The 25427-nt window shown below is 67.3% G+C and carries 21 protein-coding genes; 8 read left to right on the forward strand and 13 right to left on the reverse strand.

Going from position 1 to position 25427, the window contains the following annotated elements:
* Window positions 1–52 precede the first annotated feature (52 nt).
* The gene (locus H9L21_RS08190) at window positions 53–1291 is read left to right on the forward strand and encodes a hypothetical protein (protein WP_154594935.1); all 1239 of its coding nucleotides are present in this window, start codon (window positions 53–55) and stop codon (window positions 1289–1291) included.
* A gap of 1157 nt (window positions 1292–2448) precedes the next feature.
* Here the strand turns inward: H9L21_RS08190 and H9L21_RS08195 are convergent.
* From H9L21_RS08195 to H9L21_RS08210, 4 genes are all read right to left on the reverse strand, one after another.
* Entirely contained in the window at window positions 2449–3246 is a 798-nt protein-coding gene (locus tag H9L21_RS08195) for a hypothetical protein (RefSeq protein ID WP_154594934.1), read from the reverse strand.
* A 437-nt stretch (window positions 3247–3683) separates the two neighbouring features.
* Window positions 3684–4118, reverse strand: a complete 435-nt coding sequence (locus H9L21_RS08200; protein WP_154594933.1) for a TroA family protein — start codon at window positions 4116–4118, stop codon at window positions 3684–3686.
* Entirely contained in the window at window positions 4115–4996 is an 882-nt protein-coding gene (locus tag H9L21_RS08205; RefSeq protein ID WP_154594932.1) for a hypothetical protein, read from the reverse strand. Before H9L21_RS08205 ends, H9L21_RS08200 begins: the two co-directional genes overlap by 4 nt.
* A 174-nt stretch (window positions 4997–5170) precedes the next feature.
* A complete protein-coding gene (locus H9L21_RS08210; RefSeq protein ID WP_154594931.1) occupies window positions 5171–6430 on the reverse strand; it encodes a hypothetical protein in 1260 nt (419 codons plus the stop codon).
* Between the two features lie 367 nt (window positions 6431–6797).
* Here H9L21_RS08210 and H9L21_RS08215 point away from each other — a divergent pair, with 367 nt between their 5' ends.
* Window positions 6798–7805 carry a hypothetical protein gene (locus H9L21_RS08215; RefSeq protein ID WP_154594930.1) on the forward strand — a complete coding sequence of 336 codons (1008 nt, stop codon included), beginning with the start codon at window positions 6798–6800 and terminating at the stop codon, window positions 7803–7805.
* 300 nt (window positions 7806–8105) lie between these two features.
* On the opposite strand, the gene H9L21_RS08220 is transcribed toward H9L21_RS08215, so the two are convergent.
* A complete protein-coding gene (locus tag H9L21_RS08220; protein WP_154594929.1) occupies window positions 8106–10898 on the reverse strand; it encodes a cation-translocating P-type ATPase in 2793 nt (930 codons plus the stop codon).
* Window positions 10899–11102: 204 nt separating this feature from the next.
* Here H9L21_RS08220 and H9L21_RS08225 point away from each other — a divergent pair, with 204 nt between their 5' ends.
* The 3 genes from H9L21_RS08225 (at window position 11103) to H9L21_RS08235 (ending at window position 17350) form a co-directional block, all read left to right on the forward strand.
* The gene (locus H9L21_RS08225) at window positions 11103–12569 is read left to right on the forward strand and encodes an MDR family MFS transporter (protein WP_187411364.1); all 1467 of its coding nucleotides are present in this window, start codon (window positions 11103–11105) and stop codon (window positions 12567–12569) included.
* A 194-nt stretch (window positions 12570–12763) separates the two neighbouring features.
* Complete coding sequence (metH, locus tag H9L21_RS08230) at window positions 12764–16492, forward strand: methionine synthase (RefSeq protein ID WP_154594928.1); 3729 nt, start codon at window positions 12764–12766, stop codon at window positions 16490–16492.
* Between the two features lie 9 nt (window positions 16493–16501).
* Window positions 16502–17350, forward strand: coding sequence for a PAC2 family protein (locus H9L21_RS08235; RefSeq protein ID WP_255467011.1), 849 nt, complete (start codon window positions 16502–16504; stop codon window positions 17348–17350).
* 31 nt (window positions 17351–17381) lie between these two features.
* On the opposite strand, the gene mshC is transcribed toward H9L21_RS08235, so the two are convergent.
* Window positions 17382–18605 (reverse strand): cysteine--1-D-myo-inosityl 2-amino-2-deoxy-alpha-D-glucopyranoside ligase, encoded by a 1224-nt coding sequence (gene mshC, locus H9L21_RS08240; protein ID WP_154594927.1) that lies wholly within the window; start codon window positions 18603–18605, stop codon window positions 17382–17384.
* Between the two features lie 44 nt (window positions 18606–18649).
* On the opposite strand from mshC, the gene corA reads away from it, so the two are divergent.
* Window positions 18650–19606: a magnesium/cobalt transporter CorA gene (gene corA / locus H9L21_RS08245; RefSeq protein ID WP_154596158.1), complete on the forward strand. Its 957-nt coding sequence runs from the start codon at window positions 18650–18652 to the stop codon at window positions 19604–19606.
* A gap of 7 nt (window positions 19607–19613) precedes the next feature.
* Here corA and H9L21_RS08250 read toward each other — a convergent pair whose 3' ends face one another.
* On the reverse strand, window positions 19614–20447 hold the full coding sequence (locus tag H9L21_RS08250; protein WP_187411366.1) for an undecaprenyl-diphosphate phosphatase: 834 nt from the start codon (window positions 20445–20447) through the stop codon (window positions 19614–19616).
* Between the two features lie 48 nt (window positions 20448–20495).
* On the opposite strand from H9L21_RS08250, the gene H9L21_RS08255 reads away from it, so the two are divergent.
* Window positions 20496–21449: an aldo/keto reductase gene (locus H9L21_RS08255; RefSeq protein ID WP_154594926.1), complete on the forward strand. Its 954-nt coding sequence runs from the start codon at window positions 20496–20498 to the stop codon at window positions 21447–21449.
* Window positions 21446–21631, forward strand: a complete 186-nt coding sequence (locus H9L21_RS08260) for a DUF5703 family protein (protein ID WP_154594925.1) — start codon at window positions 21446–21448, stop codon at window positions 21629–21631. The genes H9L21_RS08255 and H9L21_RS08260 overlap by 4 nt, the downstream gene beginning before the upstream one ends.
* 7 nt (window positions 21632–21638) lie before the next feature.
* Here H9L21_RS08260 and H9L21_RS08265 read toward each other — a convergent pair whose 3' ends face one another.
* From H9L21_RS08265 to H9L21_RS08290, 6 genes are all read right to left on the reverse strand, one after another.
* A complete protein-coding gene (locus H9L21_RS08265) occupies window positions 21639–22664 on the reverse strand; it encodes a YihY/virulence factor BrkB family protein (RefSeq protein ID WP_154594924.1) in 1026 nt (341 codons plus the stop codon).
* Window positions 22664–22960, reverse strand: coding sequence for a DUF3618 domain-containing protein (locus H9L21_RS08270; RefSeq protein ID WP_154594923.1), 297 nt, complete (start codon window positions 22958–22960; stop codon window positions 22664–22666). Before H9L21_RS08270 ends, H9L21_RS08265 begins: the two co-directional genes overlap by 1 nt.
* A 14-nt stretch (window positions 22961–22974) precedes the next feature.
* Complete coding sequence (locus H9L21_RS08275; RefSeq protein WP_154594922.1) at window positions 22975–23382, reverse strand: phage holin family protein; 408 nt, start codon at window positions 23380–23382, stop codon at window positions 22975–22977.
* Window positions 23379–23684: a hypothetical protein gene (locus H9L21_RS08280; protein WP_154594921.1), complete on the reverse strand. Its 306-nt coding sequence runs from the start codon at window positions 23682–23684 to the stop codon at window positions 23379–23381. The genes H9L21_RS08275 and H9L21_RS08280 overlap by 4 nt, the downstream gene beginning before the upstream one ends.
* Before the next feature lie 83 nt (window positions 23685–23767).
* On the reverse strand, window positions 23768–25057 hold the full coding sequence (locus H9L21_RS08285) for a M20/M25/M40 family metallo-hydrolase (protein WP_154594920.1): 1290 nt from the start codon (window positions 25055–25057) through the stop codon (window positions 23768–23770).
* Between the two features lie 10 nt (window positions 25058–25067).
* Window positions 25068–25400: an SRPBCC family protein gene (locus H9L21_RS08290; RefSeq protein ID WP_222865742.1), complete on the reverse strand. Its 333-nt coding sequence runs from the start codon at window positions 25398–25400 to the stop codon at window positions 25068–25070.
* Window positions 25401–25427 lie beyond the last annotated feature (27 nt).

The raw sequence follows: 25427 nt of genomic DNA on the forward strand, positions 1-25427 counted from the left end.
GATGCCCTACGAGTTTGCCCCGTTGAGCGCGCGTACGAGTTAGCCTCGCTCCGTGCTCCGTTTGCGACGCGTCGCCCACACGGCCTGGCTCCGCCTATTGGACTTCGCGTACCACTCCAGGTGGTTGCTGCTTAGCCTGACACTCGCGCTCGTCGGAGTGTCGGCAATCTGGATTGACGTCCCGATCGCGGTGAGCGCCATTTTGGCCTTCATCTCGCTCGGGTTGTTGTGGCTCGAGTGGCGCCGCCACGTGGGGGAACTCCAAGCACTTTCCTTCATCGCTCGTGATGGCGACAGATACGACGATGTTGCAGCCGCGTACCTCGACTCCTCAAGATTTACGTTCGTTGCGGCAAACAACCAGCATGTGTTGCTTGACCGATCAGTCACGCGGGCGATTGCCGGTGGCGGGGTCACTGGAAGAATGGCGTCGGCCAGCTACCTGTTGCCCCACGAGCTCAAGGCGGGCACCCGTTTTCGGAGTTTGCGGATCAAACGCCGTGACACTTACAACGGCCACCTCCTGGGTCTGGATTCGAATCTCGACTCCGCTATCGACGTTTCCAAGGAGTGGCGACTCGCGCCAGCACGCTATTGGGATCACCTCGCGTCCGACATCATGGCGACCAAGATTGCCCTCCGAAACGGCGAACCCGACGCGACTCTCGGCCGGGCACTCTACGTCGACCGGTATGGCCGACTTCGCGATTTCGGCGACAGTTGGCTGTTGAACGCTCTAGGCACTTCACTCCTTGCGATAACAACGGACCAGAAGCTTGTGATCGTCGCTCAGTCGAAGTGGAACGAGTCGAGCGGAGAATTGCTGGCCCCATCCTCAAGCGGATCGCTCGAGCCACAGGACTTCAGGGGTGCAGCGAGGCTGGACATAGCCGTTCTTGCCGCCAACGGTGCTCTTCGAGAATTGGAGGAGGAAACGGGCATCCGCGAGTCTGATGTCGCCGAGACCGCCTTTCTGGGATTCGGGCGGTGGATCGAGAAAGCCGCGAAGCCCGAAATGTGGACGTTGGCCCGGCTGGACATCGACTCCCATGAAGTAAAACGACGGCGGCTACTGAGCCACGAGAGGGTCTACACGAAAGGCGTTAACACCGTTCGACTTAGCGAGCCGGCGCGTTGGGATGTACTCAACCCGCATTATGTCCTCGAGGGGACAGATCCTGTGATGCTATCGGTCCCCTTGATCGTCGGTCTCCGACTCCTGGTCGAGGAGCGAGCTCGCCCTCAATCGATCGCGGGCGAGATACTCCGCAGATCGATCGACGCTAGATAGCCTCCCGTTCGGCAAGAGGACGACGTCCAAAGGTGCGGAGGGGACTGCGCAACATCGGATCTCACGTACTCGTGGAGCAGCCTGAGTCATTCTCCCTGTCGACCACGCTCGGATTCGATGCCGATCCGACGGTTGAATTCGAGGCCAATGGTTCGTGGTTTTAGGCTGCCGAGCCTTGGTTCTGATGCTGGGCAGGCTGCCGCGGCCTCGGCCTCGGCCTCGGAGGGAACTGGGCGCCCTTCATCGTGAGGACGTCGGCTCGGTAGAGGATTCGGTCGATTGAACCGGATGTAACAAGCGTCATCCTTCACGTCCATGACACTCTCAGATCCGGATCACCCGGAACGAATCCTCGAATCAAGTGGAGAATCCAAGGCCGGGCGGCAGGGCAGCCACCGCCCCCAGCGACTTCCGCCCATGACCCCAGCGTCGAACTCGCTGCGGGCGAAACGCATCCCTCAGCCGTCACCGTGCAAGCCTGCGCCTAAGAAAGGGCTCAGCCGCGGGAGATCGGTGATTTTCGAACTTGGGCCGTCACACGGCCTTACATTGAGATGACCGACCGGAAGACAAGCTGAATCATGACACTCACATCGCGTTCGCGCGTCCCGGCCAGAACGATGCCGGAGAGCTGGTCGCTCCAGGCGATGGCAGCGAGTTGCGACGCCGCCGATCCCAGCACTCTAAGACCATCCTCAATCGCGGCCTTCGACGCTTCCCAAGGGCTGGCAGGCAGCGCCTCCGTGCTCGGAGCACTCGGAGCACTCGGAGCACTCGGAGCACTCGGAGCACTCGGTAATGAGTAAGCCGATCACGCAGTTCTGCGGGACGTGCAGGACGCGAAAGCCCATCCGAGGATTCAACATCAGTCGCGGAATCTGCGCCGGCTGCAGGGGCGCCGGAGGCAAACGCACAGTCCTTAAGATGGGCAAGCGGGAATCGGGACGACGGAAATCTGTGCCACCCAAGAGCGCTTCGCCCAAGAGTTGGAAATGCCCGCACTGCCTGCAGCGCGTCAAGGTCAAGAAGTCACTGATCGTTGATCACGAGAACGCCCGAGGCCTCACGTGTCGTGGGTCTGGATACGTGCCACCGCAGCGCAGTGTCGATGCCTTCGACTATCGCCTGCCGGGGAACTTCGAGGGTGGCGCACGACGCTAGTGAGCAGACCGTCTTCGGGCACGATCACGGAGAGCGGGTTCAGAGGCCACGCACGCGCACATGTCCTGCCGACTGGCTGCTGTGCGATGCGCTGCGACCTCCTGCTGGCGTGCGAACTTGGCACGAAGGCTGAGGGCTCCGATGGTCTCCCGATGAAGAAAGTGCCCTGAACGCCCCCGGAGATTGAGATGACCATTCTGGGCATCTCGCAACTGCGCATAGGTGATGGGCTCGATCTCCACCGGTGGGGTGAAATAAGCCCACCATTGCTTGTCGCCGACCGGACTGTCGGCGTTGACCTCGATATCGTCACGCCAGAAAGCGCGGGACGCCGCCCTCGCGACGTAATGGACGGCCTTGACGGGACTGACGAAGTAGAACAACACCAGGTCGCCGACCTCGATGTTCCTGGGGGCCGTCCACATCGCGTTGTAGATACCCGCCCGACCTTCTCTCTGAAACTCCCACGACTCTTCGTCGCTCAGACGAGACGCAGAATCACCCATCAGAAGCCACGCATTTTTCGGCTCGACGAACGGTCGCTGCGATGGCGGGAACCGGTAGTCACGCAGCACCATCGGGTCGTGCTCGGTCGAGTCCGCGATCTCGCGCCCGCGCCACGCCACACCGAACTTGGCAGTCTCCCCGTGATGGTTCTTCCAGATTCCCGAGAGGGTGGTGTACTCCCCAATCGGCGTCTCGAACACAATCCGCGGGCTGAGGACGGCCCTGTCCTCGTCCTGGTGCACACACGCCTGAAGGATGCCGCCGACGACGTCGGGCTGCTTCGTCACCCAATCGATGACTGCATCCTCGGCGACGGCCTCCGGCGTCGTCGACGAGATTGACCCTGATCCGGACGGTATCTGAACCTTCCTTAATGTCGGCATCGACGAACCCCTCCGCAATGTCGAAGATCACGTGGTACGGGCTCATCACGTCGACGTCGGAGCCATCGAGATAGGTCACAACCTCTACCAGCGCAGGATGCAGGTCACCCACGGTGATCCCGTCGATCTCAGTCATTACTCGAAGCTCTCTCGTCTTTGTGGAGAGAAACGTATCGGTCAGCGCCGACACGTTTCGCGTTCCCAAAAAATGGGGACTTGCGAGCCGGCAAGCACGTGGGACGGTCGGACGAATCGACAAATTTGGAGCCTTGGTGGCATGGACGACAGACACTCACTGGTTCAGCCGATTCTTGCGGGTATCAAGACAGGCTGGCGCCTGCTCAGAGCTTCCACGTGCGGTCGGACTGCTTGAGCTCGTTGACCACGTGGTCGACGTTCCCGATGTCCTTGAAGGGACTCACCTTTGCGAGGTCCGTGATGGATTCCAGCAGGCTGGCAGCTGTCGCCGCGTCGTCCTTGCGCATCGCCAGGTCGAGGTTCTCGAACAGCTGGCGGAAGTTCTCTCGTCGCTCGTCGTGAGCAAGTTCCAGCCCGCGCAGCAAGACATCACGCTTGGCCACGATGCGTTCGCGTTCCACCCCCTCCCACGCGCGGACCTCCTCACGCCGAGTCGACTCCTCCTGGACCACCTTCACCCAGGCGTCTGCGGCATCGACCACTTGGGAGAAGACCTCTCCGAGGTTGGCGGCCTGCGCGAGCCCGCCCACGGAAGATGCCTTCTTGCCGAGGGACGTGATGTCGGGAATCTTGCTCATGAGTACTTCTCCACAATCTCGATGGACACGTCGGTCACCTCTCCAGACTCGGGGTCGAGAACTGGCGTCTCGATGACCTCGCCGATCGCGGTCACCAGTTGGAGTGCACGGACGAACTCAGCGCCGTGAGCATCCGGATCGAACTCAAGTCCTTCGAGCTCCGTGAGTGCGTCGTCTGCCCTTGTGACGAGTGAACTCAGGACGTCGGCGAGCTCGCCGATCCGGACCTCGACACTCACCAAGACCGCCTTGGCCGTTTCCATGTTCTCGATCGAGGCCGCGACCTGCGCCGCGTACTCGATCGCCTTCGTCTTCTTCTTGGCGCCCATGATGCCGACGGTGAGCCCCGCGACGAGCACAGCTGGCGCGACCATGACCAGATTCAGCACAAGGGCGCCGGCCGCCATCCCGCCGCCGCCGGCGGCGATCGGGCCTCCGCCGAGCCACGCGAGAGTGGCGTTGGTGGCAGCTGCCCCGGACAGGCCGCTGATCGCGGTGCCGGTGCTGGCGGTGGCGAACGAGCTTACACCCCACAGGGCGGCGCCTTGGGCACTGGCCGCGGCGCCCATCGCGCCGAATCCACCCTTGAGGCCCGTCTTGGCCTGCTCGACGTCGAACTTGAGCTTCGGAAGCGATGGAACCACCACATCGACCCCACCGACGACCTTGCGGTCGAGTTGCTCGACGAGGTGCTCGTGCTTCTCCAGCCACGCCGCGAATCGCCCGATCGTTTCGGCCTGCGCGTGCAGTTGGCTCCGACCATATGCCTCGGCAACTGCGTGCGTCCGCTCCTGTCGAGCACTCACCGTCTCGAGCACTGTCTCATGACGACTCAGGGCCGCTCGAGCGATTCCCTTCGCTTGGACGAGGTCCGTCACGCCCTTTCCTGCTGCCGCAGCTCCCACCACGATCACGGCACCAAGCGGGTAAAGCAGCGGTGCTACCAAGGTTCTCTCCGATCACATCTGGATGGGTCGGACGTTACAGGTGGTACTGGGTGGGAAGGAGCGAAACCGTATGAGTCACGCGTACTGAGAAGCAAGAGTCATACCCTAGAAGCCGAAGACCTTGCCGAGCGACGAGAAGATGCTGTTGAAGACCTTCCCGAGCGGGTTGCTGGTTCCGTCCGAGGTCGACTTCTGCCAGAAGATCGGATGGTCGCCCGTGTATGCCTCATCGACGAGCGGTGTCCGCCCAGCCAAGTAGGGCCAGAAGACCGTCGTTCGAGTGATGCCGACGGTCAGGCGCGTGTCGAACCCCATCACCAGGTTCTGCTCGATCCGCTTCGGCCTGGCACCGGGCACGTCCGCGATCACATCGCCAGTCCCCTCGATGATGAGGCTCCCGGTGCCCGTGAACAGGACGTAGCGCACCTGCCACGTCGCCAGTGCGTGAATCCCCCATTTCCAGCGCGACCTGAGTTGCGGGTTCCCGATGACGCCGACGACGTGGCGCGGACGTATCGACAGTCCGGGATGGTTCTCGAAGTCGATGCGCATCAGGTAGGCATCAGGATTGTCCGGCGCCGCCAAGGTCGCGTCGGCGCCCTGCTCGTCACCTGTGAGCTGAGTGAGCCCATGGAGACCCGCCGCATAGCTGACGGCCGGCGCGCGCCAGTCGTAGAGCAGGCGACCACTCGCAGGCCCGCTGACAGGCCTCATGTGCACGGACCGGGCCGACAGCAGATCGCTCGGTGACAGGCTCACGCGCAGCGTCCTCTCAGCGGGCCCGACGAGCAGCCGAGCGCCGTCGTGGTCGGTGCCGGCGAGTTGGAACGGCTTGTGTGCCCGAACGAGTAGCGGCATGAACACGAAGTAGTTGAAGGTGCGCAGGAGCAGCGGCACGAGCAGCACGATCGCAGCGATCTTCACGAGCCATGGCCACACGAGCATCCACCGAGTCATGACCCAGCCGGCCGGCGAATCCTGTGCCTTCTCCCATCTGACGACCTCATTCTCGGCGTCGGCGAGAGCCTTCGCGGATGCCTCGTACTCCCGTTCTGCCTTGTCCAACCTGCGCTGTGCGTCCTTGCAGTAGTTGCCAGGCAGGACCTTCGCTCCCGCCCTCTCCCAGAGGTTGCAGATCTGGTCCCGCCGCTTCTCCAGAGCAGTTTCCGTCTTCTTCGCGTCCGCGGCGATCGCTGTTTTCGTCGCAACGGCCGACTCCAGCTTCTCGGGAGCCGAGGCCGCCGACAGCACCGAAGGAATCACGGTCTCGACCACGAGGTAGGCGGCGAACGAAGTCAGGACAAGGGCGATGAAAATGCCGGTCTTCCGCAGGAAGAAGCCGACAATGGCGGAGCCGAGACGCACCGCGTGATCCTAGCGACACGGGAGCCAACTGGTGTGGATTCGCGCAGAGTCGCGCTGGCAGGACTCCGGCGGTGATGTCCCGCCGGCCATGCCCTAGCTGGACTCGGCAGGGGTCTGCTGCACGGCTAGGATTGTTCGGTCGCCGCCCCCCCAGCGATCCTTCCGATGTGACTATCGATGCGATTATCCGCAGCGCACCGCGACGTATCTGGGCGTCACACTATGCGATTTCGAAGCGGCCGTCGGCGACCTGATCGGCTCTGACCTGCACGAACATGTATCGGGAAACGCACTGATACGTCAGGGAAAAGCCGGCCGGTCGTCCATGCGGCACGCCAAGCACTGCGTCATCTGTCAGCATGCGAATGTGAGCGATGAATCAGATGCGGAGCAAATGGTCCGAGACATCATGCTGGGCGCTGAGCGCGGGAAGCTCATAGCCGCTGCCCGCCCGACCTGGCCACAACTGGGTGAGGCCCTCTGGGCCTACCACGACGTCGCCCTGAACACGTTCTACCCGGGCGAGACACGCACTTCGCTCGTGGCCCACCGAGAAAGCCTCGTTGAGCCGCGACACAAAGCGCCGGCCGCTAACGACGCACGAGGGTCGGCCGAACAAGATCTCAATCCCAACAACACCCTGCTCATGCGTATCGCGCATATGTATATCGGCGGGATAGTCAACCATTTGGGTGGATTGGCCGCGCTCGTGGAGAACGAAGTTTCCGCCCGGCCCGCGATTGCATCGGCCCGCGTCATTCTCGATGCCAGTGCGCACTGCTGCCACTTGCTCGAACCCGACATCACAACGGCGGATCGAACGCTCAGAGCCGCCAACATCCAAGTCGACATGCTCCGCGCCGAGCGCAATGACCTCACGCAAGCACCCCCGCTCGTCGAGGACCTCCGCACCGCCGAGCTTCAGAGGATCAACGCCGAGATTTCGGACCTTCACCGCGCTGCAGAAGCAGACGGGTTCACGCGGTTGGTCAGTAAGGGCGGGGACGTGCAGGACTACCTAGAGCCCGGGCGCGTGACGATTGAAGAACTACTCAGCCGTCATGGTGATGACGAGTTCTATCGGAGCGAATGGCGACACGGCTCGTCTGTGGTTCACGTCAAGGAGCGGACCATCATCGAGTTCCTCATCGGATCAGGCGACACAAAGCAGGAGGTGCACGGTCGGGCTTATGCCGCGATGAAACTCATGCCAGCTATCCTCATGGCGACTGAGGCGCTTAGTCACGCCAGCAAGTATCTCGATACCGACGGACGTCAGCTCGGCCGGCTCCGGGACCAGCTCCTGAACTACTGGTCGTTCTCGACAGGGATGCGAGACGAAGAGATAGCGACGAAACTCGGACTGACTCATTGACTTCCCGCGGGCGACTCAATCGCCGCGGTCTGCTGCACGCTAGGTGACACCGGTCTGCGGCACCAGGGAATCAACGTCCTGTCGCTGCTCCCCGCGATCACTCCGATGTGACTATCGATGCGACTATCCGTAGCGCACCACGACGAATGCGGGTGTCGCCCTATGCGATATCGGAGTAGCCGTCGCCAACCGCATCGGCTCTGACCTGCAGTTCTCTCGAGTCGTTGCGGCACACGGTGGGCCCGTGGCGTCTCCACCCTAGGTCGAGCCCGATGACGCCCGAACCACGGTCGCGCCGGCTCAGCGCTGCGCGGCCGCCCGGATGACGAGCTTGCGCACCTCGTCGTACCAGAGCACGACGGAAGCCAGTGCCGTGCAGACGCCCCAGTGGACCAGGTCCAGGGAACCGGTCCCGAACGCGACCTGGAGGAAGGGCACTTCCACGACGGCGAACTGGAGCACGATCCCGAGCCCGATCGCGCCCCACAGCCAGCCGTTCCTGAACAGGCCGTGGAAGGCGCTCGTCGTCTCCGACCGGGCGTTGAGCGCGTTGAACAGCTGGGCGAGGACCAAGGTGGTGAACCCGGCCGTCCGGGCGACCTCGAGCGAGTCGTCCCCCTCGACCAGTCCTCCGGGCAGGAACACGTCGATGGCGAACAACGTCACCAGCGCCATCACCAGACCGACGGTGACGATGCCCCGCCACATGCGGGTGTCGATCGCGCGGTCCTCCGGCCGGCGTGGCCGGCGCGCCATCACGTCGTCGATCTCGGGATCGACGCCCATCGCGAGAGCCGGGCCCGAATCGGTGATGAGGTTGATCCAGAGGATCTGGGTCGCCAGCAGCGGCAGCACGATCGTCTCGTCGCTGGCCTCGTTCAACCCGATGACGCCCGCGAACACGACGCCCAGGAAGACCGTGAGGACCTCGCCCATGTTCGACGAGAGCAGATAGCGCAGGAACTTCTTGATGTCGTCGAAGATCACCCGTCCCTGACGGACCGCCATGACGATCGTGGCGAAGTTGTCGTCGCCCAGGATCATCCGGGCGGCCTCCTTCGTGACCTCGGTGCCGGTCACACCCATGGCCACGCCGATGTCGGCGGACTTGAGGGCGGGCGCGTCGTTGACGCCGTCGCCGGTCATCGCCACGATCTGCCCTTCCGACTGGAGGGTGTCGACGAGCAGGAGCTTGTGCTTCGGGGACACACGGGCGTAGACGGACACCTCGTGGACGTTCTCGCGCAGCGTCCGGTCGTCCACGGTGTCGAGTTCGGTCCCCGTGACGGCGCGGCCGCCCGGCTCGATGATGCCCAGATCCGCCGCGATGCGGATCGCGGTGGTCGGGTGGTCGCCGGTGATCATGATGACGCGGATCCCGGCCCGGTGGGCCTCCGCGATCGCGGTTGCCGCCTCGGCGCGCGGCGGATCGATGATGCCGACCACGCCGAGGTAGACGAGCTCGTGCTCGATCGACGCGTCGACGTCATCGCTCCCGGGCGGCACGTCGTCGGCGACCCGGTAGGCGACGCCGAGCGTCCGGAACGCCTCCGCCGACAACGCCTCGACCTCGGCGAGACGCTCACGCCTCAGCGCGTCCGTGAGTGGCGCCGTGCCCTCGCCGACCTGGTACCGCGCGCAGTGCGCGAGGAGCACGTCGGGCGCGCCCTTGCTGAACACCAGAGACGTCCCGTCGTCGCGCTCGCGGTGCAGCGTGGACATCATCTTGCGGTCTGACGTGAACGGGATCTCGGCCACGCGCTCGAACCGCGAGAGCTGCTCGGCCGTGCCCGGGAGCTTGCGCGCCGCCACGAGGAACGCCGCCTCGGTCGGATCTCCCTGGATGGTCCATTCACCGTCGCGCTCGGTCAGCTGGGCGTTGTTCGCGAGCGATCCGGCGCCCAGGAGGAGTTGGGTCTCCAGGCGCTGCGGCCCGGCCAGGTCCTCTCCCCCGGCCGTCAGCGTCCCGTCGGGGCGGTACCCGACACCCGTGACGTCGGCGCTGCCCGAAGCCGTGACCACCCGCTCGATCGTCATCTCGTTGCGCGTCAGGGTGCCGGTCTTGTCGGTGCAGATCACCGATGCGGATCCGAGTGCCTCGACGGAGTTGAGCTGCTTCACCACCGCGTTGCGTCGTGCCAACCGCTGCACGCCGATCGCCAGAACAACGGAGAGGATCGCCGGCATCCCCTCGGGCACCGCGGCGACCGCCAGTGAGACGCCCAGCAGCAGGACGACGACGAAGTCCGCCGGCTCGGTGACCCCGTCGACCACGACGATCGTGATCATCACGACCAGGGCGATGATGACCACTGCGGTGCCGAGCATCCTGCTGATGTGGGAGACCTCGGTCTGCAGCGGCGTGGGCTCCTCCTCCGTCGCGTCGAGCATCTCGGCGATCGCGCCGACCTCCGTCGACATGCCCACGGCGGTCACGACGGCGCGACCGACCCCCTGCACGACGGCGGTGCCCTTGTGAACCATGTCGTGGCGCTCCGCCAGGGGCGCCGGCGCGGCCAACGTCGCCGCATTCTTGGTGACGGCCTCGCTCTCACCGGTCAGCGACGCCTCCTGGATGCGCAGCGCACTCGCACTCAGCAGCCGGGCGTCGGCGCCGACGGCGTCGCCCTCGTTGAGGACCAGCACGTCGCCGACCACGAGATCGGCCGACGGGACGGTCTTGAGCTCACCGCCGCGCAGCACCGTCGACGTGGCGGCGGTCATGGAGCCGAGCGCAGCCACCGCGTCCTCCGCCCGGGCCTCCTGGGTGTAGCCGAGCACCGCGTTGAGGATCACGACGATCGCGATCACGACAGCATCGACCGGCAGGCCTTCGGCGCCCTCGATCGCCCACGAGACCAGCGAGATGACGACCGCCGCCAGCAGCAGGTAGATCAGTGGATCCTGGAACTGCGCCAGGATCTTGCGCCACGTCGGAACCGCAGGCTTGCCCCGGAGCTCATTGGGGCCGTTCTCCTCGAGCCTGCGCGCGGCCTCAGCGTCGGCGAGTCCGGTCGCCGGGTCGACCTGCAACCGCTCCGCCACCGTCGCCGCGTCGACGCATGACGCGTCCTGGATGTCGTGATCGATCATGTCTCGACCCCATGACCGATCCTCCCCCAGGACCACCTCGGCCGCGACGGCAGCGGCGCAACCCTGCCGTCGGGGGCGGGACGCGGACGCCCGGTGAGCATCATCACTCCCCCGCCCGGAACAAGCCGCCGCGCCCGCGCGTTGGGACCACTGGTGTCCCTCGGGGCACACTCGACTCGCCATTCCCCACCGCGCAGGAGCACAGTGACCACCACCGCCGCCACCTCGGCACCCTCGAGCAACGACCGTTCGGGCCGCCTGATCGCCCTGCTGGTCGGCTCGGCGTTCGTCGTGATCCTCAACGAGACGATCATGAGCGTCGCCCTGCCCGAGCTGATGCGCGAGTTCGACGTCCCGGCGACGACGGCCCAGTGGCTCACGACCGTGTTCCTGCTGACGATGGCCGTGGTCATCCCCATCACCGGGTTCCTGCTGACGCGCTATCCCCTGCGCCGGGTCTTCATGGCCGCGATGATCTCGTTCACGGCCGGCACGTTGCTGGCCGCCGTGGCGCCGACCTTCGCCGTGCTGGTCGCCGCTCGCGCCGTCCAGGCCGTCGGCACCGCGCTGATGATGCCGCTGCTGATCACGACGATCCTCAACCTGGTCCCCGCGGAGCGCCGCGGCCGCATGATGGGCACCGTCTCGATCGTCATCTCGGTGGCCCCCGCCGTCGGGCCCACGATCTCGGGCCTCATCCTCGACCAGCTCGACTGGCGATGGATGTTCTGGCTCGTGCTGCCGATCGCCCTGCTCTCCCTCGGGCTCGGTGCCGCGTGGGTGCGTAACGTCACCGAGCCGGTCGACGTCCCGATCGACGTGCTCTCGGTGGTGTTGTCGGCGCTGGCCTTCGGTGGGCTGATCTACGGACTCAGCAGCATCGGCGCGGCCGCCGCGGGCGAGACCCCCGTCGATCCCTGGATCCCGGTGGCCGTCGGCGCCGTCGCACTCGTCGTCTTCGTCCTGCGCCAGCTCTCGCTCCAGGACCGGGCACTGTTGGACCTGCGCACCTTCGCCCACCGGACCTTCACCATCGCGGCCGGCCTCGTCGCCGTCAGCATGATGGCACTGTTCGGCACCTTGATCCTGCTGCCGATCTACCTGCAGACCGTGCTGGGGCTGTCGACGTTGAAGACCGGCCTCGTGCTGCTGCCCGGTGGCGTGGTCATGGGCCTGCTCGCACCGATCGTGGGTCGCCTGTTCGACCAGTACGGACCGCGGCCCCTCGTCGCGCCCGGCGCCGCCGTCACCTCCGTCGCACTGTGGTCGATGTCGATGTTCGACACGAGCACGACGCAGGGCACCGTCATCGCCGTGCACGTGCTGATGAGCATCGGGCTCGCGCTCATGTTCACGCCGCTGATGACGTCGGCGCTGGGCTCGCTGCCGCATCATCTGTACTCCCACGGCAGCGCGACGGTCTCCACGTTGCAGCAGGTCGCCGGCGCCGCGGGCACGGCGCTGTTCGTCACCGTGATGACGCGTCGGTCCGTCAGTGACCTCGAGTCCGGCGCCACGGTGGTCGACGCGACCGCGGCCGGCGTCCACGCCGCGCTCTTCTACGGCGGGCTGATCTCCGCGGTGGCCGTGCTGGTCGCCCTGCTGGTCAAGGGCCCGAAGTCCGAGACCTCCGTCGTCGTGACCGACGGGACGCAGACCCCCGCGCGTTGACCCGGACCCGTTCCACCGGCGTTCGTGAGGCGCCCGACACACCCGGTCTCACACCGCGGCGATCGAGTTTCGCGTCGCGCGGACTGACGTATGCTCGGGGAACAGTTCGGATCCTTCCCGAGGCCCAGGCGAGCCCGCCGCCGGCTGGAGGGTCCCAGCAGCCACCGCTGTCACACCGCTGAGGACTTTCACCCATGACCGAGTTCGTTCCACAGTTCCGTCCCGACGCCACCGCCGCGCTCACCGAGGCGATGTCGCAACGGATCCTCGTGCTCGACGGCGCCATGGGAACCGCGATCCAGCGAGACCGTCCCGACGAGGCCGGCTACCGCGGTGAGCGGTTCGCCCAGTGGTCCTGCGACGTCCAGGGCAACAACGACCTGCTCACGCTGACGCAGCCCGACATCATCGCCTCGATCCATCGCGAGTATCTCGAGGCCGGCGCCGACATCATCGAGAGCAACACGTTCAACGCGAACGCGATCTCGTTGCGCGACTACGACATGGTCGACCTCGCCTACGAGCTCAACTACACCTCGGCCCAGCTGGCGCGCTCCGCCGCGGACGCGGTCGGCACCCCCGACCGCCCCCGGTACGTCGCCGGCGCCCTCGGTCCGACCACCCGCACCGCGTCCATCTCCCCCGACGTCAACGACCCCGCGGCCCGCAACGTCACCTGGGACGAGCTGGTCGACGCCTACCTCACCGCCGCTCGCGGCCTGGTCGACGGCGGCGCCGACCTACTGATGATCGAGACGATCTTCGACACGCTCAACGCCAAGGCCGCGATCTTCGCGGTCGAGACCCTCTTCGAGGAGACGGGACGTCGCTGGCCGGTCGTCATCTCGGGCACCATCACCGACGCCTCCGGCCGCACGCTCTCGGGCCAGACGGTCGAGGCGTTCTGGAACTCGGTCCGGCACGTCAAGCCGCTGCTCGTGGGCCTGAACTGTGCCCTGGGCGCCGACGAGATGCGCCCCTACATCGCCGAGCTGTCGCGCATCGCCGACTGCCACATCTCCTGCTACCCCAACGCGGGCCTGCCCAACGCCTTCGGCGAGTACGACGAGGCGCCCGACCAGACCGCAGCCACGCTGCACGAGTTCGCCGAGAGTGGCTTCATCAACGTCGTCGGTGGCTGCTGTGGCACCACGCCCGCGCACATCGCCGCCATCGCCGAGACGGTCGAGGGCCTGAACCCGCGCGAGGTGCCCGAGATCGCCCCCGCACTGCGGCTGTCCGGGCTCGAGCCGCTGACGGTCACCGAGGACTCGCTGTTCGTCAACGTCGGCGAGCGGACCAACATCACGGGCTCGGCCCGCTTCCGCAACCTCATCAAGGCCGAGGACTACACCTCCGCCCTCGCGGTGGCCCTGCAGCAGGTCGAGAACGGCGCGCAGGTCATCGACATCAACATGGACGAGGGCATGATCGACGGCGTCGCCGCGATGGACCGGTTCTGCAAGCTGATCGCCGCCGAGCCCGACATCAGCCGCGTGCCCGTCATGGTCGACTCCTCCAAGTTCGAGGTCATCGAGACCGGCCTCAAGGCGATCCAGGGCAAGTGCATCGTCAACTCCATCTCCCTCAAGGAGGGCGAGGAGCGCTTCGTCGAGCACGCGCGGCTGTGCCGCAAGTACGGCGCCGCGATCGTCGTCATGGGCTTCGACGAGGACGGCCAGGCCGACAACCTCGAGCGCCGCCAACAGATCGCCAAGCGCGCCTACCGGATCCTGACCGAGCAGGTCGGCTTCCCCGCCGAGGACATCATCTTCGACCCGAACGTATTCGCCGTCGCCACGGGCATCGAGGAGCACGCCCGCTACGGTCTGGACTTCATCGAGGCCACCGCCTGGATCAAGCAGAACCTGCCCGGCGCGCTCGTCTCGGGTGGCGTCTCGAACGTCTCGTTCTCGTTCCGAGGCAACAACACGGTCCGCGAGGCGATCCACGCCGTCTTCCTGTTCCACGCCATCAAGGCGGGCATGGACATGGGCATCGTCAACGCTGGCGCCCTGGTCCCCTACGACGCCGTCCCGACCGAGCTGCGCGAGCGCATCGAGGACGTCATCCTCAACCGGCGCGAGGACGCCGCCGAGCGCCTGCTCGAGATCGCGTCCGAGTACGCCGGCACCACCGAGAGGACCGAGGCCGCGGCCGAGGAGTGGCGCTCGCTGCCCGTGGGCGAGCGGATCACCCACGCCCTCGTCAAGGGCATCGACGCCCAGGTCGAGGAGGACACCGAGGAGCTGCGCCAGCTGATCTCCGAGCGTGGCGGCAAGCCCATCGAGGTCATCGAGGGCCCGCTGATGGACGGCATGAACGTCGTCGGCGACCGGTTCGGTGCCGGCAAGATGTTCCTGCCCCAGGTGGTCAAGTCGGCGCGGGTCATGAAGAAGGCCGTCGCCTACCTGATCCCGTTCATCGAGGCCGAGAAGTCCCCCGACGACGTCAGAACCTCCAACGGCACGGTCATCATGGCCACCGTCAAGGGCGACGTCCACGACATCGGCAAGAACATCGTCGGCGTCGTGCTGCAGTGCAACAACTACGACGTCATCGACCTCGGCGTCATGGTGCCGGCCCAGAAGATCCTCGACGCGGCGCGTCAGCACAACGCCGACGTCATCGGGCTGTCCGGCCTCATCACCCCGTCGCTGGACGAGATGGAGAACTTCGCCGCCGAGATGGCGCGCCAGGAGTTCGACATCCCGCTGCTGATCGGCGGCGCCACCACTTCGCGAGCCCACACCGCCGTCAAGGTCGACCGCAAGTACCCCGGGCCGGTCGTCTGGGTGAAGGACGCCTCGCGCTCGGTCCCGGTCGTGGCCGCGCTGCTGTCCGACGAGCAGCGGCCGAAGCTCATGGCCGATCTCAAGACCGACTACGACGCGCTGCGTGAGCGCCACGCCGCCCGCGGCGACTCCCGTTCCCTCCTGCCGCTGGAGGCCGCCCGCGCCGACGCCACGGCGATCGACTGGAGCGACTACAAGCCGCCGGTCCCGGCCTCCCCCGGCATCCACGAGTTCGGGCCGTTCCCGCTGGGCGAGCTGCGCGAGTACATCGACTGGCAGCCGTTCTTCAACGCGTGGGAGATGAAGGGCTCGTTCCCCGACATCCTCAACTCGCCCACGCACGGCGATGCCGCGCGCAAGCTGTACGACGACGCGAACGAGATGCTCGACCGCATCATCGCCGAGGACTGGCTGACCGCCCGTGGGGTCGCCGGCCTGTTCCCGGCCGCCCGCGACGGTGACAGCACGATCGTCTTCACCGACGAGTCCCGCACGACCGAGCTGACCCGGTTCCACCACCTGCGCCAGCAGACCGCGCACCGTGAGGGCGTCCCGCACCGCTCCCTGGCCGACTTCGTCGCGCCGGTCGACACGGGCCTGCCCGACTACGTCGGCGCGTTCGCCGTGACGGCCGGACTCGGCAGCACCGAGCGGGTGGCGGCCTTCAAGGCCGAGCTCGACGACTACTCCGCGATCATGGTCGAGGCCCTGGCCGACCGGCTGGCCGAGGCGTTCGCCGAGCGCCTGCACGAACTGGTCCGCACCGACCTGTGGGGCTACGCCCCCGACGAGAAGCTCAGCAACACCGAGCTGATCAAGGAGAAGTACGACGGCATCCGCCCGGCGCCGGGTTACCCCGCGTGCCCGGAGCACACCGAGAAGAGCACGATCTGGTCGTTGCTCGAGGTCGAGGCGCGCACGGGCATCGAGCTGACCGAGTCGATGGCCATGTGGCCGGGCGCCTCCGTCAGCGGCCTGTACTTCTCGCACCCGCAGTCGCAGTACTTCGTCGTCGGCCGGATCGGCCGCGACCAGGTGCAGGACTACGCGGAACGCAAGGGTTGGACGATCGCGGAGGCCGAACGGTGGCTGTCGCCGAACCTCGGTTATCGGACCGAGGATGAGTAGGCTGGCAGGGTGACCGACGCCCAGATCCCCGTCCTGCGGAATCCGTGGATGATCGCCGCGTTCGAGGGCTGGAACGACGCAGCCGACGCGGCCACCAGCACGGTCGACCACCTGCTCGAGGAGTGGGACGCCGAGATCTTCGCCGAGCTCGATCCGGAGGAGTTCTACGACTTCCAGGCGGTCCGCCCGGTCATCGCTCCGTCCGAGAACGGTGTCCGCGACATCGTGTGGCCCACCCCCACGCTGTACTTCGCCCGTCCGCCGCGCCTGGACCGCGACGTCCTACTGCTGCGCGCGGTCGAGCCGAACTACCGCTGGCAGACCTTCTGCGCCTCGGTGGTCGAGATCGCCCAGCGCGCCGGTGTCCAGGAGCTCCTCACGCTCGGGGCCCTGCTGGCGGACAGTCCGCACTCCCGTCCGGTTCCCGTGACCGGCACGACGAACGACCCGGTCATGCTGGAGCGGCTGTCCCTCGAGCAGTCCCGCTACGCCGGCCCCATCGGCATCACGACCGTTCTCGGCGACGTCGCCGCGCGGGCGGGCATGGCGACGGCCGCCATCTGGGCGGCCGTGCCGCACTACGTGGCCGAGCCGCCCTGCTACAAGGCCACGCTCGCGTTGCTCGGAGCCGTCGAGGACGCCGTGGGCGTCGGACTGCCCCAGGGGGTCCTGCAGGAGATGTCCGAGGCGTGGCAGCGCGGGGCCGACGAGCTGATGGAACAGGACGAGGACCTGCGCGACTACGTCCAGTCACTCGAGACCGACCGCGACACCGACGACCTGCCCGAGGCCTCGGGCGACGCCATCGCGCGCGAGTTCGAGCGCTACCTGCGTCGGCGCCCCACCGAGGAGACCTGAGGCCCGCAGGCCCGGCGCCGGCGCACCGGGGTCAGAGCGCGATGCCGAGCAGCGCGTCGACCGCCGCGCGCATCTGGGCCGGCGCCTGGGCGTCGTTGCCCGTCGAAGCCGTCCACGCGTCGACCGCCGCCAGCGCGGCGGGCGCGTCGAGGTCGTTCGTCAGAGCGGCCCTGAGCTGATCCACCAGCTCCTGGCCGGACGGTCCGGCCGAGCGATCGGCCGCGGCCCGCCAGCGGGCCAGGCGCGCCTCGGCGACCTCGATCTCGTCGCCGAACCACTCCCAGTCCTCGCGGTAGTGGTGCGCAAGCAACGCCAGCCGGATCGCCATCGGGTCGCAGCCCTCGACACGCAGCTTGGAGACCAGGACGAGGTTGCCCTTGGACTTGCTCATCTTCTCGCCCTCGTAGCCCACCATCCCGGCGTGCACGTACGAGCGGGCGAACGGCTCGCCCGTGGCGCGCTCGGCCTCGGCGGCCGACATCTCGTGGTGCGGGAAGACCAGGTCCGATCCCCCGCCCTGCACGTCGAACGCCGAGCCCAGGTGGTGCAGGGCGATGGCCGAGCACTCGATGTGCCAGCCGGGCCGACCGCGGCCGAGCTCGGTGTCCCAGGCGGGCTCGCCCGGGCGCTCGGCCTGCCAGAGCAGACAGTCGAGGGGATCGCGCTTGCCGGGACGCTGCGGGTCGCCGCCACGCTCGGCGAAGAACTTCAGCATCGCGTCGGTGTCCAGACCGGAGACCTCGCCGAAGCTCGGCGCGGAGCGCACCTCGAAGTACAGGTCGTCGTCGACCCGGTAGACCGCGCCGGTCTTGTCCAGCCGCTGGATCAGATCGATGACGAGCGGGATCGACTCGACGGCGCCGATGTAGTGCTCCGGGGGCAGGACACGCAGTGCGGTCATGTCGTCGCGGAACAGCTGGGTCTCGCGCTCGGCGAGCGCCACCCAGTCCATGCCGGTCGCCGTGGCCCGCTCGAGCAGCGGGTCGTCGACATCGGTCACGTTCTGCGTGTAGTGCACGTCCAGGCCGCGGTCGAGCCAGACCCGCTGCAGCAGGTCGAAGGTCAGGTACGTGTTGGCGTGTCCCATGTGCGTGGCGTCGTACGGCGTGATGCCGCAGACGTAGAGGCGCGCGGCACCCTCGGGGTCGACCGGGACGACCTTCCCGGCGGCGGTGTCGTACACCTGGACGGGTGGTCCGTCACCGAGCCCGGAGTCCGAGAGTCGTGGGATCGGTGGGCGGGACCAACTCTGCATGTCGCCGAGCCTATCGGGAGACCGGAAGCCACAATGGGCAGGTGATGATCGACTGCGCCGTCTACGTCGACGGGGTGCGCCGCGACACCGACCACGACCCCGACGACCTCGCCGAACGGTTGGCCGGCCTGACGGGCAACGACTTCATCTGGGTCGGCATCAACAACCCGACGCACGACGAGATGGAGCGTCTCGGCAAGGCCTTGCGGATGCACCCGTTGGCGGTGGAGGACACGATCGGCGCGCACCAGCGGCCGAAGATCGAGCGGTACAGCGATCACGTGTTCATCTCGATGCGCGCCGTGTCGTACAACGACGACGACATCACCACCAACGAGGTGAACATCTGCCTGGGTGCGCACTACCTGCTGACCGTGCGCCACGGTGGGGCGTCGCTCGTCGACGCGCGGCACCGGGCCGAGGTCTCCCCCGAGCGGCTGAGCCACGGGCCGATCGTCGGGCTGCACGCCGTCGTCGACTCGATCGTGGACCACTACGAGTCGGTCGCCGCCGAGCTCGAGACGGACGTCGGCGAGGTCGAGGCCTCGGTCTTCTCGCCCGACCGCACCGAGGACTCCCGTCGCATCTACCGGCTCAAGCGCGAGACGCTGGAGTTCCGGCACGCCGTCGCACCGCTGCGCGACCCGATGAGCCGCTTCGCGACCGTCGCCGACCCGGAGGCCCTGCGGCCCTACTTCCGCGACATCGCCGACCACCTGCAACGTGCGGTGGACGCCATCGACTCGATCGACAGCCTGCTGTCCAACGCGCTCAACGCCTACCTCGCGCAGCTGAGCGTCCAACAGAACGAGGACATGCGCAAGCTCGCCGCGGGTGCCGCGCTGTTCGCGATCCCGACCGCCGTGGCCGGGGTCTACGGGATGAATTTCGAGCACATGCCCGAGCTCTCGTGGACCTTCGGCTATCCCGCCTGCCTGGCCGCCATGGGTGGCACCTGCTGGTACGTGTACCGCCGCTTCAAGAAGTCCGGCTGGCTCTGAGTGCCCGTCAGCCGGCGACGGCGCCGGTGATGACGCCGGCCCAGAGCAGGCCGAGGACGAGTGCGCCGAGCGCGACGCGGTAGATCACGAACGGCTTGTACGAGTGGTTGCTGACGTACTGCAGCAGCCAGTGGATGACCGCGAGGCCCACGACGAACGCCACGGCGGTTCCGACGATGGTCGGGACCGTGCCGTAGGCGTTCTCACCGCCGGGGATGTCCTTGAGCTTGTAGACACCGGCGCCGACGACGGCGGGGATGGCCAGCAGGAAGGCATAGCGGGTGGCGGCCTGGCGCTCGTAGCCCAGGAACAGGCCCATCGAGATCGTGGCGCCCGACCGGGAGACACCCGGGACGAGGGCGCAGGCCTGGGCCAGACCCAGCAGGATCGCGTCGCGGGACCTGAGGTCGGCGATCGGCTTGGTCTTGCGTCCGAGCCGCTCGGCGAGACCCAGGACCAGGCCCATGCCGATCAGCATCGAGGCGATGAACCACAGGTTCCGGAACTCGCGGTCGATCGCGTCCTCGAGTGCGAGGCCCAGCACGACGATCGGCAGTGAGCCGACGATGATGAACCAGCCCATCCGCCACTCCGGTGCCTGCCGCGCCTCGGCGTTGAACACGCCGCGGACCCAGCCCGAGCCGATGGTCCAGATGTCACGCCAGAAGTAGAGGATGACCGCCAGCTCGGTGCCGATCTGGACGACCGCCGTGTACGCCGCGCCGGGGTCTTCCCAGCCCAGCAATTGCGGCACGATCGCCAGGTGAGCACTGCTGGAGATGGGCAGGAATTCGGTGAGTCCCTGGACGATGCCCAGGATCACGGAGCGCAGCAGATCCACCGTGCGAGCCTACACACGAAGTTCCGAGCCACCGACTAGCCTCGTCGCATGCACGCGCGTCGGCTCGGGGGTTCGGGTCTCCAGGTGTCGCGGCTGGGCCTCGGGACGATGTCCTGGGGTGCGGCCGTCGACGAATACGTCGCTGACGAGCAGTTGCGCGTCTTCCTCGACGCCGGCGGGACCCTGCTCGACACCGCGCCCATCTACGGCGACGGCGGATGCGAGCAGGTCATCGGGTCCCTGCTGGCCAAGCACGGCGTCCGCGACCGGGTCGTCCTGGCCGGCAAGGCCGGCGTGATCCGTCGCGACGGACATGCCGTGGTCGACGGCTCCCTGCGGTCGCTGATGCGCCAACTGGACCAGTCGCTCGCCGATCTCGGCACCGACCACCTCGACCTGTGGCAGATCCACCGCTGGGACGACGCCGTCCCGGTCGACGAGACGATGGCCGCGCTCGATCAGGCGGTGCGCTCGGGCCGGGTCCGTTACGCGGGCATCAGCAACTTCACCGGGTGGCAGACGGTCGCGGCCCAGCACGCGTTCACGCGCCTGGGCGGCGGCGTCCCGCTGGTCAGCACGCAGATCGAGTACTCGTTGGTGCGCCGCGACCCCGAGATCGAGACGATCCCGGCCGCCGAGCACGCCGGCATGAGCGTCCTGGCGTGGTCTCCCCTGGGCCGAGGCGTCCTCACCGGCAAGTACCGCGCCGGTGTACCCGGCGACTCACGCGCCGCCGACGCACGATGGGAGGCGTTCGTGGCGCCGCACCTCACGTCCTCGAAGGCCCGCGTCGTCGATGCGCTCGCGGCCGCCGCCCAGGGTCTGGGCGTCCCGGTCTCCCACGTCGCCCTGGCGTGGCTGCGCGACCGGCCCCAGGTCGGCTCGGCGGTCGTGGGAGCCCGCACCACCGCTCAGCTCCAGGAATCCCTCGAATCGGAGACACTGGAACTGCCGCCCGAGATCCACGCTGCGCTCAGTGATGTGTCAGAAGGAGCACGATGATCGACTACGAGTTCTGGGATGTCTCCATCTCGCGGACGAAGTCGCGGAACGCCGTGTGCCAGTGGCTGACGCAGGCGGCCGAGTTCCAAGGATGGGAACTCGACCGCCTCCGCAAGGATCCGACCGGTCATCGCACGGTGCGGCTGCGGCGCAAGATCATCCGCATGCGCGCGACCGTCTGACCGTCGGTCAGTCGTCCTTCGGCTCGCCTCGCGAGCGTCGCAGCGCCCGGCCTCGGGCGATGTCCTTCTCGGTCTTCTTCTTGGCCTTCTCGATCTGGCGGGTGTCGCGCGGAGGCAACTGGATCTCCTCCTCGGCCGGCAGGCCCGCCTGCAGCTCACGACCGCGCTCCAGCTCGGCATCGAGCTCGGCGCCGAAGAGCAGGGCCAGGTTCGTGATCCACAACCACAGCAGGAACACGATGACGCCGGCCAACGAGCCGTACGTCTTGTTGTAGTTCGAGAAGTTCGAGACGTAGAGCCCGAACAGCGCCGAGGCCACGACCAACACCACGATCGCGACCACCGCACCGAGGCTGATCCAGCGGAACCGCGGCTGCTTCACGTTCGGCGTGACGTAGTAGAGCAGCGCCACGATGAAGACGACGACGATCAGCAGGACCGGCCACTTGGCGATGTTCCACACCGTCACGGCCGTGTCGCCGAGACCGACGGCGTCGCCGACCGCCTGCGCGGCAGGACCGGTCAGGACGAGCCCCAGGGCCACGACCGCGGTCAGCGCCACGAGGACGACCGTCAGCAGCAGCATCACCGGACGCAGCTTCCAGATCGGCCGGCCTTCACCGATCTCGTAGATGCGGTTCATGCCGCGGCTGAACGCGTTCACGTAGCCCGACGCCGACCACAAGGCCGCGACGAGACCGATGATGAGGCCCAGTCCCGAGTTCTGGCTCTGGCCCAGCTCGCGCAGGGTCGGCTCCAGGGTGTCGGCCGCACCGGAGGCGCCGAGGTCACGCAGGATCTGCACGAGCGCGTCGACGGTCTCGTCGCTGCGCCCGACCAGGCCGACGAGCGACAGCACCGCGACCGCGGCCGGGAACAGCGCCAGGATCGAGTAGTACGTCAGCGCCGCGGCGAGGTCGGTGCACTGGTCCTCGGAGAATTCACGCGCCGTCTTGCGCAGCACGTAGAACCACGAGGGCTTGGTGAGCTCCTTCGGGGAGTCCGGGCCGCTGTCCTTGCCAGGTTCAGCCATCAACGCCCCCGCCGCAGCGACCGCAGCACCAGGAACGCCAGGCACAGCGACGTGATGCCGGCGGCCAACGCCAACACCTCCGGTCGCGGCTTGCCGTCCTGGTCGGTCAGGGACTCGCGGGTGGAGTCCTTGAAGTCGTTCAGGGACTCGCGGGTGGAGTCCTTGAAGTCGTTCGCGGAATCCTTGACGCGGCTCTTCACGTCGAACTTGGCGGCGAGTTCGTCGACGGTGTCGGCGAGCTCCTCACGCGTCCGTTCCACCTCGTCACGCAACTCGTGGATGTTCTCGTCACTCATGGCACTCCTCGGGATCAGTGGTCTCGGGCATGTCGGACGGCGTCCACGTCGGCCTTGACGCTGTCCATCGTGCCAGTGGGAACCGGCGGACCGGCTTCCTGCACCCGGCTCTTGCCCAGCAGGGCCGCGATGCCGGCGATGACCAGCAGGACGACCGCGACGATGAGCGCCGCCAACCACGCGTCCATGACCAGCGCCAGAGCCAGGATGATGGCGGCGAGCAGGACACCGACCCCATACAGCGCGAGCAAGCCGCCCACGCCGATGAAGCCGGCCCCGATGCCTGCCTTCTTGGCCCGCCCGGTCACCTCGGCTTGCGCGAGCCGCATCTCGTCACGGACGAGCGTCTTCATCTCGGTTGTCAGTTTGGAGATGAGCTCACCGGTGGTGGCCGACGAGTGATCCGACTGCTCTTGGCTCATTGCCCGGAGACTCCCGTGGAACGGGTGCCGAATTCGGTCGAGCCCGTGCTGGTGCCGGTCGAGCCGGTGCTGGTGCCGGTCGAGCCGGTGCTCGAGCTGCTCGAATCGGTGCTGGACTTGCTCGCACCGGGCACGTGCTCCTGGGCCACGTCCTGGACCTTGTGCGTCGCGTCCTGGACCTTCGGGTTCTTCCAGAGGCTCTGGGCCTTCTCGACGATCTGGTCGTAGCGCTCGCGACCCGAACGGGCCCCGAGGACGTAACCCGCGCCGAGTCCGACGAGGAACTTCAACTTTCCGGCCATGGTGATCCCCTGTGTGTCTCGCGACCGCCCGAATGACGGTCTGTGCCGAGGGGGTACCCAGGTGTCGACCGGGTATGCGCCTCTCAGGCCAGATCGAGGAATTCGTCGAAGACCCGGCAGCCGAACTGGAGCGCGTCGATCGGGACGCGCTCGTCGACGCCGTGGAACAGTGCGGTGAAGTCCAGGTCGGCCGGCAGCCGCAGCGGCACGAAGCCGTACGACCTCATCCCCAGCTTGTGCCACGCCTTGGCGTCGGTCCCCGCGGACATGAGGAACGGCGCCACGTGGGCCTGCGGGTCGTGCTTGAGCAGCGAGACGGTCATCGCGTCGACGAGGTCGCCCTCGAACGGGTACTCCAGCGGGATGTCGAGGTGGTACGGCTCGACCGTGACGGTGTCCCCCGCGATCTGCTGCACGCGGTCGACGAAGCCGTCGTCGTGCCCGGGCAGCGGACGGCCGTCCACGTACGCGACGGCCTCGCCGGGCACGACGTTGTGCTTGTAGCCGCCCTGGACCATCGTCGCGTTGGTCGAGTTGCGCAGGCCCGAGCCGATCATCCGGGCCGCCGGCCCGAAGTGCTCGAAGAGCTCGTCGGGCGTGCCCTCGGCGCCGGTCAGCTCGCGCACCTTGTCCAGCAGGATCCGCATGGAGGGGCCCGGCTCGGACGGCCACTCGTGCTCGCCGAGGTTGACCAGTGCGCGCGCCAGGTGGGTGACGGCGTTGTCCGGGTTGCGCATCGAGCCGTGGCCCGCGGTTCCGGCCGCCTTGAGCCGCAGCCACGCGATGCCCTTCTCACCCGACTCGATCAGGTAGAGGCGCTGTCCCGCGACCTGCGTCGAGAAGCCGCCGACCTCACCGACCGCCTCGGTGCAGCCCTCGAACCACTCGGGATGCTCGGCGACGAGCCAGTGCGCGCCGAGCTGACCTCCGGCCTCCTCGTCGGCCGTGAAGACCAACAGGATCGGGCGGTCGGGGATCCGGCCGGTCCGCTGCCGGTCGCGCACGACGGCGAGCATGATCGCGTCGAAGTCCTTCATGTCCACGGCGCCGCGGCCCACGACGTAGTCGTCGACGATCTCGGCGGCGAACGGGTCGACCGACCAGTCGGCCGCCTGGGCCGGCACGACGTCCAGGTGTCCGTGCACGACCAGTCCCGGGCGGGTGGAGGTCTGGTCGCCCCAGCGAGCGACCACGCTGGCGCGGCCTCGCTCGGACTCGAGGATCGTGGACTCGATGCCGACCTCGGCCAGGCTGGCGGCGACGTACTCCGCCGCGGCGCGCTCACCCGGGCCGGACGAGTCGCCGAAGTTGGACGTGTCGATCCGGATCAGGTCACGGCAGAGGTCGACGACCTCGGTCTCGGCAGCGGACATGCCACCCACCCTAGCCACGGAGCAGACGGCTCAGCACGGACGAGACCATGAGTCCGAGGAGCCGCCGCACGACCGGGTCGAGGAACCCCGGGACGCCGATCACCGAGACCTCTTCGTCCCACGTGACGATCGACCCGGGCCCGTCGGGCTCGACCGTGATCGTGGCGCTCCCCCGGACGACCCGGCCCCGCTTCACCAGGTGGACGCGGCGCGGCGGGTCCCAGTGCGTGACCTCCATCGGGTCGTCGAACCCCAACGGGCCGAGGCCGGTCCGGGCCGCGAACCCGTCCGAGGTGGCCGTGATCGTCGTGAGGGGCACCCGATGCTGCTCCCAGTCCGTCACGCGGGCGAAGGCTGCAGGAGCAGCCAA

It is taken from the genome of Aeromicrobium senzhongii (genome assembly GCF_014334735.1).
GTDB classification, from domain to species: Bacteria; Actinomycetota; Actinomycetes; order Propionibacteriales; family Nocardioidaceae; genus Aeromicrobium; species Aeromicrobium senzhongii.

Excerpts from the sequence above, each read along its gene's own strand:
- corA (WP_154596158.1), top strand. The coding sequence starts at position 18,650 with ATGATCGACTGCGCCGTCTACGTCGACGGGGTGCGCCGCGACACCGAC.
- metH (WP_154594928.1), top strand. The coding sequence starts at position 12,764 with ATGACCGAGTTCGTTCCACAGTTCCGTCCCGACGCCACCGCCGCGCTC.
- H9L21_RS08270 (WP_154594923.1), bottom strand. The coding sequence starts at position 22,960 with ATGAGTGACGAGAACATCCACGAGTTGCGTGACGAGGTGGAACGGACG.
- mshC (WP_154594927.1), bottom strand. The coding sequence starts at position 18,605 with ATGCAGAGTTGGTCCCGCCCACCGATCCCACGACTCTCGGACTCCGGG.
- H9L21_RS08260 (WP_154594925.1), top strand. The coding sequence starts at position 21,446 with ATGATCGACTACGAGTTCTGGGATGTCTCCATCTCGCGGACGAAGTCG.
- H9L21_RS08265 (WP_154594924.1), bottom strand. The coding sequence starts at position 22,664 with ATGGCTGAACCTGGCAAGGACAGCGGCCCGGACTCCCCGAAGGAGCTC.
- H9L21_RS08275 (WP_154594922.1), bottom strand. The coding sequence starts at position 23,382 with ATGAGCCAAGAGCAGTCGGATCACTCGTCGGCCACCACCGGTGAGCTC.
- H9L21_RS08280 (WP_154594921.1), bottom strand. The coding sequence starts at position 23,684 with ATGGCCGGAAAGTTGAAGTTCCTCGTCGGACTCGGCGCGGGTTACGTC.
- H9L21_RS08220 (WP_154594929.1), bottom strand. The coding sequence starts at position 10,898 with ATGATCGATCACGACATCCAGGACGCGTCATGCGTCGACGCGGCGACG.
- H9L21_RS08285 (WP_154594920.1), bottom strand. The coding sequence starts at position 25,057 with ATGTCCGCTGCCGAGACCGAGGTCGTCGACCTCTGCCGTGACCTGATC.
- H9L21_RS08200 (WP_154594933.1), bottom strand. The coding sequence starts at position 4,118 with ATGAGCAAGATTCCCGACATCACGTCCCTCGGCAAGAAGGCATCTTCC.
- H9L21_RS08255 (WP_154594926.1), top strand. The coding sequence starts at position 20,496 with ATGCACGCGCGTCGGCTCGGGGGTTCGGGTCTCCAGGTGTCGCGGCTG.